Annotated in this window: 11 protein-coding genes; 3 read left to right on the plus strand and 8 right to left on the minus strand. The window is 61.6% G+C overall.

Going from position 1 to position 12961, the window contains the following annotated elements:
- Positions 1-42 precede the first annotated feature (42 nt).
- From OP10G_RS14135 to OP10G_RS14165, 7 genes are all read right to left on the minus strand, one after another.
- Positions 43-2571, minus strand: a complete 2529-nt coding sequence (locus OP10G_RS14135; protein WP_025225229.1) for an FtsX-like permease family protein — start codon at positions 2569-2571, stop codon at positions 43-45.
- Entirely contained in the window at positions 2568-3152 is a 585-nt protein-coding gene (locus OP10G_RS14140) for an ABC transporter ATP-binding protein (RefSeq protein WP_227624929.1), read from the minus strand. Before OP10G_RS14140 ends, OP10G_RS14135 begins: the two co-directional genes overlap by 4 nt.
- A gap of 204 nt (positions 3153-3356) precedes the next feature.
- Complete coding sequence (locus OP10G_RS14145; RefSeq protein ID WP_025225227.1) at positions 3357-4283, minus strand: fused MFS/spermidine synthase; 927 nt, start codon at positions 4281-4283, stop codon at positions 3357-3359.
- A gap of 200 nt (positions 4284-4483) precedes the next feature.
- Positions 4484-5290 (minus strand): prepilin-type N-terminal cleavage/methylation domain-containing protein, encoded by an 807-nt coding sequence (locus OP10G_RS24720; protein WP_025225226.1) that lies wholly within the window; start codon positions 5288-5290, stop codon positions 4484-4486.
- A gap of 596 nt (positions 5291-5886) precedes the next feature.
- Positions 5887-6789: a hypothetical protein gene (locus tag OP10G_RS14155; protein ID WP_265101626.1), complete on the minus strand. Its 903-nt coding sequence runs from the start codon at positions 6787-6789 to the stop codon at positions 5887-5889.
- 187 nt (positions 6790-6976) lie between these two features.
- A complete protein-coding gene (locus tag OP10G_RS14160) occupies positions 6977-7171 on the minus strand; it encodes a hypothetical protein (RefSeq protein WP_025225224.1) in 195 nt (64 codons plus the stop codon).
- Position 7172: 1 nt separating this feature from the next.
- A complete protein-coding gene (locus tag OP10G_RS14165; protein ID WP_025225223.1) occupies positions 7173-7997 on the minus strand; it encodes a prepilin-type N-terminal cleavage/methylation domain-containing protein in 825 nt (274 codons plus the stop codon).
- 328 nt (positions 7998-8325) lie between these two features.
- Here OP10G_RS14165 and abc-f point away from each other — a divergent pair, with 328 nt between their 5' ends.
- Positions 8326-9816, plus strand: a complete 1491-nt coding sequence (gene abc-f / locus OP10G_RS14170) for a ribosomal protection-like ABC-F family protein (RefSeq protein WP_025225222.1) — start codon at positions 8326-8328, stop codon at positions 9814-9816.
- A 249-nt stretch (positions 9817-10065) separates the two neighbouring features.
- On the opposite strand, the gene OP10G_RS14175 is transcribed toward abc-f, so the two are convergent.
- Positions 10066-11328, minus strand: a complete 1263-nt coding sequence (locus OP10G_RS14175; protein ID WP_144241165.1) for an MFS transporter — start codon at positions 11326-11328, stop codon at positions 10066-10068.
- A 56-nt stretch (positions 11329-11384) separates the two neighbouring features.
- Here OP10G_RS14175 and OP10G_RS14180 point away from each other — a divergent pair, with 56 nt between their 5' ends.
- Positions 11385-11822 (plus strand): MerR family transcriptional regulator, encoded by a 438-nt coding sequence (locus OP10G_RS14180; RefSeq protein WP_025225220.1) that lies wholly within the window; start codon positions 11385-11387, stop codon positions 11820-11822.
- Positions 11819-12823 (plus strand): aldo/keto reductase, encoded by a 1005-nt coding sequence (locus OP10G_RS14185; RefSeq protein ID WP_025225219.1) that lies wholly within the window; start codon positions 11819-11821, stop codon positions 12821-12823. Before OP10G_RS14180 ends, OP10G_RS14185 begins: the two co-directional genes overlap by 4 nt.
- Positions 12824-12961: the final 138 nt, after the last annotated feature.

Here is a 12961-nt window from a genome sequence, read left to right on the forward strand (position 1 = left end):
ACCTGCGGCTACAACGCTTCGCGTTAAGCGCCGACGCTTCCCTTACTCGTACGCGATGGCGGACAGAACTGGGATCGCGGAGGCCTGCCGCATCGGGAGGATGCTGGCGATGAGGCCGATGACGATGGCGCAGGCGAACACGATTCCCATGTGCGCCCACGGGATCACCAGCGGGAAAAGATAGCCGGTGACGCTAAAGGTGAAGTAGCGAAGCGGGATCCAGCCCCCAACGAGTCCGCCCGCCATTCCCATCACTCCCGAGGCGATGGAGACCAGCAGCGCCTCCGCGATCACCGTCTGCTGTAGCTGACGCCGGCTCATTCCCACCGCCCGCAGCAATCCGATCTCGCGCTTTCGCTGAAGCACGCTCATCGCCAAACTGTTCCCAATCCCCAGAAACCCGATGAGCGCCGCCAGCCAAACCTGAACGTTCGCCACTGCCGTCGTCTGTTGCAACACATCATCGGCCACCTTGACGATCTGGTTTCGGTCGAAGATGAAGAGCGCGTACTGGTCGCGCGTAAGCTCCCCGATATTGGCCCGAACTTCCGCCATGCGCTCCGGTCGGTCGACCTGCACGTCGATATACGAGAGGTTCGGGTCTTTCCAAAGCCGCCGTACCGTCTCCAAATCGGTCACAATCGTCCCCCGCGGCCAAGAGTAATCCTCGACCGAGCCAAGGATTCTAAAGCTCCGCTCCCCCGATGGCGTCGTGAGCTTGAACGACTCCCCGATCCGGAGGTGATTGAGCGCGAGAAAGTTTTCCGACGCGAAAGCTCCCGAACCATCGAGCAACGCCTCCTGATTCTCCGCGATCGGCCGCGCCCAGTCGCTTGTCCCTTTTCGCCGGTGGGCCTCCAAGTACTGACGCGTCTCGATCCCGATGACCATCACGTCGCCCGTGTCATGCCGAGCGAACGATTTCCGAACCCGGTAAACGTGCGTTACCCCGTTCAGATTTCTGATCCGAGGCACCAGCGAGTCGGGAATCGTCTCGCTTGAATAGACGCTCGTCCCCAAATCCGAGGCGGTCACCGCCAGGTCGAACGGCAAGGTGTTGTGGATCCAACGCCTAGTGCTCGTCCCAAGTCCCTGGACCAAAGACGAGGTCGCCACCATGATCCCCAGCGCCCCGCCCAGCGCGATAACGTTCAGCCCCGTTCGCTGCGGAGCTTTGTGAACGTTATCCGTAGCAAGGAAGCCGGGGAATCCGAGCCGCGCCCCCGCCACTCGCTTCAACCGTCCGGCGGCGAACGTCACCGCAAACGGCATCGCGAACGCCAGTCCCAAGAATGCGAGCACGATCCCCGCCAGGCTCGTGACTAACGAGACCCCCACCAGCGCGCACAAGCCGAGGCCCGCTGCCAACAGAGGGACTCCTAACCAAAACCCAAGCGCCTGCCGGTTCTTGAGCCGGTACATGTGCGGTTTGAGGGAAAGAAGCGGCGACTCTCGTACCGAGGAGATCGCCGGCAGCATGGCCGCGAACAAGACCGTCACCACCCCCACGACAAATCCACCCGCCGCCGCGCTCGGGGTCATTTCCGCCGTTGCCCCCTTCACCACCGGCACCATCGCATTCACGGTGCTCATTGCAATCCGGAGCATCGAAGTCGCCAACCACGCGCCGGTAAAAATTCCCAGCCCCGACCCAATTAGGCCGACGAGGAGCCACTCGACGAGCAGAGCTCCCACCACTTGCCCCCGAGATGCTCCGATCGCGCGGAACGTCGCGATCTCCTTGATCCGCTCCAGAACCGTGACCTGAACCGAACCGAAGATCACGAAGCACCCGATCAGCATCGCGACCAGGCTCAAGCCGTAGAGCGATTCCATCTGCGCCAAAGCATCCTGAGCCGCCGGACTCAGCGCGGTAACCGGTTCCACCACGAAGCCGGGCGCCGCCTTCTTTAACTCCGATTGAGAGACGCCGGCGACGTCGATATAGTCAAGCAAACCAGTCGCCTTGACCATCGCCTGCGCTTGGTGAAGCTCCATAAACGCAATCTGCCCTTCCACCGCGCTTGCCGCCCCCGGGTCGTCGAAGAAACCGGCGATCGAGAGCTCGCTCGCCCCTTCCGGCGCTCCCACCCGGACCTTATCGCGGGCTTTCAGCCGGTAACGATCCGCGAATTGGCGAGTAATCAGGATGCTTCCCGGAGTTAGCACCATTCGCGCCAATGCGGCGGGGTCGAGCGCCCGCTTCGACCCGTAGAGTCGAAGCATGGAGTCGCTTCCCATATCGACTCCGACTACCACCAACTTTCCCGCCCGGGGGCGGAGCAGCGTTACCGATGAATTGAGGAACGGCGCCGCCACCACGTTCGGGGTCGATCGAATCCGCCCAAGAAGATCCTCCGGCACTCCTCGCCCCCCGCCCCGGGAGACTCTCCACTGGGCGTTTCCCGCCGCCTCCTTCGCGTTTCGGACGATCGAAGCTCGGATTCCGGAAATCGATGTGAACGAGGAGACGAAGAGCGCGACCCCCAACGCCACCGCGACGATCACCTGAACAACTCGTAACGGGTGTCGAAGGAGGTGCCGAACCCCGGCCAGCAGGATCGGCCTCACGCCACCCGACCGTCCGTAATTCGAACGACGCGGTCCGCAAACGCCTCGACCTTCGGATCGTGGGTGACGATCACGATCGTCCGTCCTTCCCTGAACTCCCGCAGCATCGCGAGGATCTCGCTCCCGGCCGTGGAGTCGAGGTTCCCGGTCGGCTCATCGGCCAATAGGAGCGGCGCACCTAAAACCAATGCCCGGGCGAGCGCAACCCGTTGTTGTTCGCCGCCGGATAGCTGCTCCGGGCGATGATCTAGCCGATGGCTCAGCCCCACCCGCTCTAACAGCGTCGTCGCGGCATCCGTCCTTTCGCCCGCGATCATCGCCGGCACCGCCGCGTTCTCGAGCGCGGTAAGCGTCGGAATCAGATTGAAGAACTGAAAAACGAACCCGATCGACCGCAGCCGCAACCGCGCTCGCGCATCCTCGCTAAGCTTGGATGTCTCCTGTCCGCCGATAAGCACCCTGCCCTCCGTGGGTAGATCGAGCGCGCCAGCAAGATGCAGCAGAGTCGACTTCCCAGACCCACTCGGCCCCACCACCGCCACGATCTCGTTCGGCACAAAGGAAAGGGAAACGCCATTCAATGCCGCGGTACGGCTCGCCCCGCTCTCAAAGGTGCGGCTTACGTTTTGCAGTTCGAGAGCAGAGCTCAGCGGAAGAATGCCTCCGCTCTCATCCTACCTAAAGGGGCACTGGCTTCCAGCCAGTGGGTCCCAGGGGCATCTTACCCCTGGCCCATTTACACGACCAGGATGGTCGTGATACACATGGGCTGGAAGCCCATGCCACTATGCCGTCCAGACGAACGGCTCGGCATCGGTGAGGATCCGACCCTCTTCTTCCACCGCCCGGTGCAAGTACTCCGGGAGGGTGAAGCAGGCGTTGTGGAAGCGCGGAGTGTAGTATCGGTTGCTCACTCCCCGGGCGGCAAAACGGCGCGCGATCTCCTCGGGATCCAACGCGAGAGGATCGTGCCGCTTGCTGGCGAGTACAAACCCCCAGGGTTGGAAGAAGGTCGTGACGATCCCGTAGTAACCGGCCACGTGCTGGAAGACCTCCATGCTTTCGAGGGTCTTGATGCAGGACGCCATGCAAGCGGGATAGTTCTCGTTCGCCGATCCTGCCTGCATTGCGAAGACCCCGTCGTCGCTCATCGCGTCGGCGCAGATCTGGAAATACTCCTCGGTGAAGAGCATCTGCCCCGGACCGTCCTCGTGCGGGTTCGGAAGGTCGCTCAAGATGACGTCGAACTTCTCATCCGAGTGATCCACGATCCACTGCCGAGCGTCGGTGTGCACCAGCGTCGTCCTGGGGTCCTCGAACGCCCCCTGATGCCACTCGGGCATGTGGACTTTCACCATGTCCACGAGTTCCTCGTCGATATCCACCATCACCGCTTTCTCGACGGTGTTGTGCTTGAGCGCCTCGCGCAGGGTGGCCCCCTCGCCGCCGCCGCAGACCAACACCTTCTTCGGATTCGGATGCAACGTCATTGCCGGCTGGCTCATGCACTCATGGAAGACGTACTCGTCCATGATCGACGTTTGAATGTTGTAGTCGAGGAAAAGGGACTTGCCGAATCGCGGAATATTCGCAATCTGGTAGGTCTGAAATTGGGTTTTCCCCTCGAGGATCATCTTCTCCACGCGGTACTGCCAAATGGCGGCCGACGTATGAGTCTCATTAATAAAAATTCCGGTAGCGTCGCTGGACATCGTCGGGGGTGATTTTGGCAGATATCCCCCCGGCGCCAGCGGAAATGAATCGGCCCCCCATTAAGAAGTGGGAGGCCGGCCCATTTACTTTGACTTTGCGGTGTCGCTTTTCTTGTTGACGACCGTCGTCGAGGTGTCCGCGGGCGCACTGGAGCACCCGACCAGAATGGCGGCAAGCGCGAAGAGAAGGAGGGCTCGCGTCATAGCTTGACTCGGTCCCGGGTGATCATATCCGCCACCTGCCCGCACGGAACCCCTTTCCCGTATCCACCGTTGCGCTCCTGAATCGCGTCCACGTTGTAGCAGTACTTCTTAATGTCGTTCCCATTCTCCGGCATGATGTCGAAGTCGTCCCCGTCGGCGAGGAAGGAGTAGCGGGACATTTTGATCGTCTTCGCGTGTCCATCGACGAACGCCATCGGATACTGTCCGCCGTGTCGCAAGGCGGAAACGCCGGTACCGTCACCGGTCTGGAAGTAGAACGACAGGGTGTACATATTGGTGTCGTTCGTTGCTCCTGCCATGATCGTATCGGCCGGGTGGGCGAAGTCGCTACCGTTCCGGCCGCGCCAACGGGAGCTCTCGGGGAACTCGGGCGCATCCGACTCGGCTAGGTGGAAGATGCCGTTGCCGTTGTTGTAGCTGTAGATGCCGAAGTTCGGGGCAAACCCGAGGCAGCGGCCGGTCGGGTCGACCGAGGTGTCGCAGCCCCTGCGGGTCCGCGTCGGATCGTAGAAAATCTCCCGATTCTTAACGTACGGCTGGAGAATGTATTGAAATTCACCCCGATCGTTAAGAGCGTCGTCGTTTCGCTGCACCAAGAACGTGTCGTCGTTGTCGGTGTTGTACATGATGAACGACAGCGCAAACTGCTTGCAGTTGCTGACGGCCTGAGTCTTCTTGGCCGCAGCTTTGGCTTGGGCAAAAACCGGGAAGAGGATGGCGGCCAAGATCGCGATGATCGCGATGACGACGAGAAGCTCGATGAGCGTAAAACCTTTCTTCATGATAATTACACCGCTGTAAAGACGGGGGCCAGATTAACCTCCACCTAAGTTAGGTGGAGGTTAACGACACCTTGTCCGTCAAGTCAAACTCGGCTCTTTCCGAATTTGACCCGGTGCAATTGTAAAGCGACAAACGCCAAAAATCTTAACAATTCGACGATTTTTGTAGGAGATCACTTTTCGCCATTTTCCCCGCGATTGTGCGAGGCTTTGGCGTTGCGGGCCCACTCAGCCTCGCCGGAGCTGCCTGATCCACAGGCAGCTACCGACAAGACGAGCGAAGCGAGGAGCACGAACTTCAGCATTTTCATCATTTGTTGACCCATCGCAGCGTCTCGAAGGATTTCCGACATGAAATCGGTCCCGGTAAATCGACTCGGGGCCCAGATCTAACGGCCAGAATCACCCGCATCGCGACCCCGGAGGGGTCTTCAGAACTTAGCCCCGGGTCGACGACCAGGGGTTGAAGCGCCACCACCTTTCCCGACCCCGACAGGTGGTCGAAGAACGCCCCAACTCCCCACGTGGAGGAGGGAGTTGGGGGAGTTCGATAGATCTGAAAAGACAGGCCCGTAGGCACTCGCAGATTTCCTGCCCTAGTTCGTGAAGTAACAAGCCGAGGACGGATTGTTGCCGCACGGCGACGTGATGTTGTCGACGATCCACTGCATAAAGTCGCCGCAAGCGAGCGCCGGCGGGCGAGGCGATGTGTTCAAACTCGACGTGCTGCCGTCCTCCGGAACGAGGATCGCGGTCGAATCGGAGCAGTAGGCTCCGCCCCACTGCTTGGCGTCGCTCGGCATGATCCAGCGGTTATTGAAAGCTCCGGGGAGAATGCCGCCCCGAACCTTTAGCGCCTTGGCGTGACCGTCGAGGTAAGCGTAGTTGAACGAGCCGCCGTACCGCAGCTCGTGATTGCTGAAACCGTTGAAGTCATCTCCCGAGAAGCCGATTCCAACCGTTGCGCGGGGCGTATCGTAGGTGTCGCCGAAGACGAACACCTTGGCCGGCTCGCTTACGCTGGTGGCCGACTTGCCACGGTTCATGCTGCCCACCGCGGTCTGGGCCTCCAGCAGTCCGCCGCCGCGCCAGCCAAACGGTCCCCAGTTATAGCCATAGGCCGACAGTTTTTTGGCGCCGAACGATTGCCGGTACTGAGCCGAGTTAGACGTGGAGTTCGGGTTCTCCAAATCGTTCCGCTCGCTTGAGTAGATCAGGTCGATGCTCTTGAAATACGGGTAGAGCGGAATCCACCACTCGATGCCGCAACCGACGAATTTCTTCTGCGTGTAGTCGCAGTTCGCGGGGTCCGTGGTTCCCCAGATGGAGACGGTTGTATCGTCGTTGTCACCCAGGTAGATCTGGTTGGCGGTACCGAGCTGCTTCACGTTGGAGAGCGAGCTGGTCTTCTTCGCCGCAAGCTTGGCTTGGGCAAAAACCGGGAAAAGGATGGCAGCGAGGATCGCGATAATGGCGATCACGACGAGAAGTTCAATCAAAGTAAAAGCTCGGCGTTGCATATGAGACTCCGTGGCATGCTCAGATTCACACGCGATCGTTTACGGTGGGTTAAGCCTTCAAAACGCTAACAATCGGCCGGTCGACGGGTTAAGACCGTAACAAAAACATTCGCCCACCAGGTTCGAACCACGCCTGAAAAGCGGCCAGGCGTGGCGCGAACTGAAACTATTTCTTAGGCTTCCAGCCTTTGAAATCGGCAGCGATCCTATCGGCCTGTTCTTTCGGAATGTTCTGGGTCACCTGGGACGGCTTTGTCTCTTCGGCGACGTCCTTTGGTCCACACCCGTGCGCCGCCGCCACCGAAATGGCGGCGGCGACGAGGCCCAGATCGGCTAAGAGTCGAACGGGTCGTTTTCTCATGCTACCAAGGGGTTCGGTTGGCCACGATGTAGGCGTTGATGTCGCCGCACTTCATGCCGGTAAAGGGCGAGCCGGCGCCCGTCGGAACCGTCTCGACCGCGTCGAGCGAACGGCACAGCATATTGGCGTCCGTCAGGCTCTTCGGCATCTGGATATAGGTTCCCATCAGGTTGTAGGCGCCGTAGAAAACGGTCTTGGCGTGGCCATCCACAAATGCCCGCACCCACCGCCCGTCGTTGCGCGGCGTCTTGAGGTGGCCGTCGCCATCCTGGAAGTAGTAGGAGTCGGTAAACATCGGCGTGTCCGCCGTGGTCACCATCATCACCATTTCGGCGGGAGCGTCGAAACTCGTCATGCTTCGCCCTTTCCACATTCGGCCCATCTGAGTACCGCCAAACGTGGTCGTGATGGGGAAGTTGTCCGTGGAGGTTTCGAACATTCCGGTTCCGCCGTTGTAGTCGAAGACGCCGAAGTTCGGCGCGAAGCCGACACAGCGGCCGGTGGGATCGATGTACTGATCGCAACCGGTCCGGGTTCGGTTTACGTCGTAGACGATCTGCCGGTTCTTGATGTACGGCTGCCAGAGTCCCTGGGGTTCGCCGTAGTCGTTCAGCGAGTCGTGGTTGAAGTTGCAGCTGAAGTAGTCGTCCGCGTCGCCCGCGTACATGATGCCCGCGAGCGCGAGCTCCTTGACATTGTTCAGATTGGTGGTGTGCTTCGCCGCGGCCTTCGCTTGGGCGAAAACTGGGAAGAGGATGGCGGCGAGGATCGCAATGATGGCGATCACGACAAGAAGCTCAATTAGGGTGAATGCTCTGCGCTGCATAAGTGCCTCCGTACCGCCCTCATCGTCCACCGTGGGACCGCGCCGGCAGGTTTGCGCAACGTTAAGGATTCCAAACCATAACCCCGGCAAATTCACCGTGTTATGGCCCTAACATTCAACCCTCCGTAGCGTCGGCGCCCCCGCCGATGATCGCGAACGTTAGTTCGCCCGGGGGCCGGTCTGGAGACCGGCGGTCCTGGGATTTGGTACAATTCAATTATCGCGTCCAAAGCGCGATGTTATGACAGACCTCAGCTAGTTACCCGGACCGCTTTCTTTTTCCGCCATCCCACGGATGGCTCGGTTCTGCGTTTGGAGGTTTCTGATCATGCTACAGGCGTTTGGCCTGTCCTATTCACCCGACCCTCGGGTCGGTCCGTTGTTCGAGAACGTCGATTTCTCGCTCGATCCGGGCGAGAAAGTCGCGCTCGTCGGACGTAACGGCGCGGGTAAGAGCATCCTGCTTCGCATCCTCGCCGGACGCCTCGCGGCGAGCCATGGCCGGGTCGTCCGCGGTGCGGGTGACGCGCTCGGCTACCTGCCTCAAGATTTCGAGCAGGGATTCGAAGGGTCTCTCGCCGACCTGTTGGAGCTCACTTCTCCCGATGCGCCTCCCCACGCCGTGGCGCGGGCGCTGCACCGGCTACGCCTGGATCCTTCCCGCCTTCAACAGCAGTACTCAAGCCTGAGCCTGGGGGAGCGAATGCGAGGCGCATTGGCGGCCTTGTTGGCAGCCGAGCCCTCGATCTTGTTGCTGGACGAGCCGACCAACCACCTCGACGTTTCCGCCCGGGAATGGCTCGAAAGGTTCTTGTCGACCTGCCCGGAGGCGGTACTCATCGTCTGCCACGACCGGACCGTCATCAACGCCGTCGCAGATCGCGTGGTCGAGTTGGAGCGAGGCGGCCTCACCAGTTACACGGGAGATTTTAACGCGATGGTGGAGGCGAAGCAGCGTCGCGATGCCCGGCAACAAGAGAGCTGGGAACGGCATAAACAGGAAGATCGCCGTCTGCGAATAGCCGCTGAGGAGACGCTGCAGGTGGCGGCCAAGATGACCCGCAAACCGACCGGGCGTACCTACGATCCCAAGTTCAAGGCGTTCTACGCCGGTAAGCAGGCCCGGCTGGACAAGCGGGCCAAAGCGATCGTCTCGCGCGTGGAAAAGGGAAGGGAAGAGGCGCCCGAGAAGCCGTACGTGGGGGATGAAGTGACCCTTCGCTTCCCGACCCGTCCGCTCCGGGCGGCGGAGGCGCTGGCGGGGCGACGTTTAAAGAAGTCGTACGGAGGGCGCTGTCTCTTCGACAACCTAAACGTCACCCTGCTCCGCGGCTCGCGCATCGCGGTGGTCGGACCCAACGGCGCGGGCAAGACGACCCTCTTCCGCCTTCTCTTGGGCGAGGAGTCGCCCGATGCCGGGGAAGTGGTGTGGGCTTCCGATGCTAAAGTGGCGACTCTGTCGCAGGCCCGAGACGCCCTGAATCTCGAGTTGCCCGCTATTCGGGCGCTCGAGCCGGAGAGTTCGGAGGAGGACCGTTTCGCCCGCACCGCTCTCGCCCGCCTCGGACTCCGAGGCGAGGCCGCCGATCGCCCGGTCGGCGTGTTGTCAGTCGGTGAGCGGACCAAGGTGGAGATCGTCTCGATGCTCCTCTCCAGCGCCAACGTCCTCCTGCTCGACGAGCCGACGAACCACCTCGACCTGGTCTCCGTGCAAGCCCTGGAGTCGGCGTTGATGGAGTTCCCAGGCGCCATCCTCTTTACCTCGCACGATAGGTCGTTTGTGGAGCGGGTGGCGACGGAGGTGTTGGAGCTCGCTTAGGGTCAGCTTCCCTTATCCCGAAGGGATTGCGTCCCCTAGCGAACTGTAGGACCCCGCGTAGCGGAGTCCTACCCCGGTACCGGGGCCGCCAATCTCATCAACCTCGAAGAGGTTGCGTCCGGACGCAACCTCTTCGAGGTAGGAAAGGTGTCTGTCGCCGATACCAGGGTAACCCGCGGGAGCGGGTAACCCTTCGCTAGGGGACGTAATCCCTTCGGGATAGGGGGGCGGAACCAGGATGATTGCCCGTCAAGTGCCCGTGTCCAGCGTGGCCGCCGCTCGGCGGCTGTTCATTGCGATCGCAAGGCAACAGAAGGCGATCAAGCCTAAGGCGAACGCGAGCGAAGTCCGGTCGGCGATGTAGCCGACGATGGGGGGGCCGCCGAGGAAGGCCGTGTAGCCGAGAGTGGTCACCGCCGCAAGGCCCGAACCGGCGGCGAGACCGGGGAGGGTGGCGGCGGCGCGGAAGAGGATGGGGACCAGATTCGCAAGTCCCAGCCCGGTAAGGGCGAAGCCGACGATGGAAAGGGGGACGCTCGCGAGATTCACGGCGAGAAGCAACCCCGCGCCGGTGAGCAGGGCGCTGTCGCGCAAGACGCGCCGGTATCCAGAGCGGTGGGTCCAGGAGTCTCCCAAAAATCGTCCGACCGCCATCGAAAGACTCGCCAGGCCGAAACCGAACGCCGCGATCTCGGTCTTCGCGTGCAGGGCTTGGCGCAGATAGACCGCGCACCAATCCCACATCGCTCCCTCGCTCGCGAGCGCCAAAAGAACGAGGATTCCGAGCATGAGGACGGCCCCTTTCGGCAGAGCGAAGCGAGGTCCCTCCCCTTCTTTGTCGATATCGGACGGAAGCATCGCGGCGACGCCGGCCACGAGCACCCCGGCTAGCAAGATGGAGGCGACGATCATGTGTACCGGCGGGCTTACTCCGAGTCGAGCCGCCAATGCGGTACCCGCCCCTCCGGCGAAGCCGCCCACGCTGAACCAGCCGTGCATCGCCGATAGGATCGGTCGAGGAAATCGGCCCTGGACCGACATTGCGTGGGTGTTCATCCCGACGTCGGTTTGTCCGTTCGACGCCCCGACGAGGTAGAGAACCGGACACAAGATCCAAAGGCTGGGGGCGAGCATGACGAATGGGAGCACAGTTAGGAGAATCGATCCCGCTCCAAGAGACACCCATCGGCTCCCGAATCGGTGGATCAGGGATCCCGCCAGCGGCATCGTCGTCATGGCGCCCAGTGCCGAGAAGAGGAGCGCCCGGCCCAACTCGGCGTTCGTGAGGTGAAGCCGGGCCAAGATATCCGGTAGGTGGGCCACATACCCGCCCAGCCCCGCGCCGTCGACGAAGAAGATCGCGGACACCCCCCACCGGGCACGGCGGTCAGCTTCGGTCGGGCCCCCCATGAACCCAGTAACGTACCCCACGTAGCGTCGACGCCCCCGCCGATGACGCGAACGCACGTTCGCCCGGAGGCCGGTTTGGAGACCAGCGGTCCGAATTTTCACGAATTTCTCTTTACCCTTGACTTAGAGCGCGCTCTAAGTTTTCAGACTATTGGGTGATGGAGCTCGAGCTAACGATTCAACAGGTCTCGGAGGCAACGGGGCTGACGGCGCATACTCTGCGCTACTACGAACGAGCGGGATTGCTCCCGCGGGTCGATCGAAACGGGGGCGGCCACCGCCGGTACCATCCGCTTGCGATCGACTCCCTGCTGTTTCTCACCCGGCTTCGCTCCACCGGCATGCCAATTCACCAGGTTCGGCGATACGCCGAGCTGGCTCGGGAGGGGGTGCACACCATTCCCGAGCGAAAAGCGCTCCTCGAAGCGCACCGCGAGACGGTCCTTTCGCACATTGCGGAGCTGAATCGGAACCTCGCCGCGCTCGACTACAAGATCGGACTATACGAGCAGGGATGGGTGCCTGAGAATGGCATCGACGACCCTTGCTTACGCGAGCTTCGCCGGCTGTGCGGAGCGACGGAGGAAGAAGAATGAAAACCAGAAAAATCGGAGACCAGACGGTTGGCGCTATCGGGCTAGGCTGCATGGGGATGTCGTTCGCCTACGGCCCGGGCAACGACGACGAGTCGACACGGGTTCTCCACCGTGCGCTGGAACTCGGCGTGAATCACTGGGACACCGCGGATATGTACGGAATGGGCGCCAACGAGCGGCTCCTTTCCGGAACGCTCAAGACCCGCCGTGACGAGGTGTTCCTCGGTACCAAATTCGGCAACGTGTTCGACCGCACCTTGTCATCGCACCGCGAGAAGGCGGCGGACTCAAGTCTCACCTACTTCGTCGATGGCACCCCGGCCTACGCGCGAAAGAGCCTGGAAAACTCCCTCCAGAGATTAGGCGTGGACCATGTGGACCTCTACTATCTCCACCGAATCGACCCCGAGGTGCCGATCGAGGAAACGATCGGGGCGATGGCGGAGTTCGTTCGCGAGGGGAAGGTTCGCTTCCTCGGCATTAGCGAAGCGTCGGCGGAAACGGTCCGCCGGGCTCACGCCACCCACCCGATCGCGGCCGTCCAGAACGAGCTGTCGCTCTGGACGCAAGACTTCCTGCCGGACGTGGTGCCGACGACGAAGGAACTCGGCGTCGCCTTCGTGGCTTATTCTCCGCTCGGACGCGGATTTCTTACGGGTCAGATTAAGTCGATCGAGGATCTCCCCGCCGACGACTGGCGGCGCAACAATCCCCGATTCCAGGGTGAAAACTTCCGACGCAATCTCGTCATCGTCGACCACGTGAAGGCGATCGCGGCTCGGCACGGGGTGACGCCGGGGCAAGTCGCCTTGGCTTGGACGCTGGCCCAGGGGGAGCACGTGGCGCCGATCCCGGGAACGAAGAAGCTCAAGTACCTCGAAGAGAACACCGCTGCTCAAGACCTGGTCCTCACTCCGGACGACCTCGCCCGACTCTCCGGCTTGGAACCCACCGCCGGAACCCGATACCCGGAAGCGATGATGTCGGCCGTCGCTCGATAGTAGCGTCGGCGTCCTCGCCGATGATTCCCGTGTACCTTTGGTACATGGGTACGGGGGCCGCTCTGGAGAGCGGCGGTCCTTCCGGAATTCTCCACCCCCAAACCCCCTCCTCATCGCACATACATCGACGAGGAGGGG

Origin of the sequence: Fimbriimonas ginsengisoli Gsoil 348, from assembly GCF_000724625.1 — a bacterium.
In the GTDB taxonomy this organism is placed as follows: domain Bacteria; phylum Armatimonadota; class Fimbriimonadia; order Fimbriimonadales; family Fimbriimonadaceae; genus Fimbriimonas; species Fimbriimonas ginsengisoli.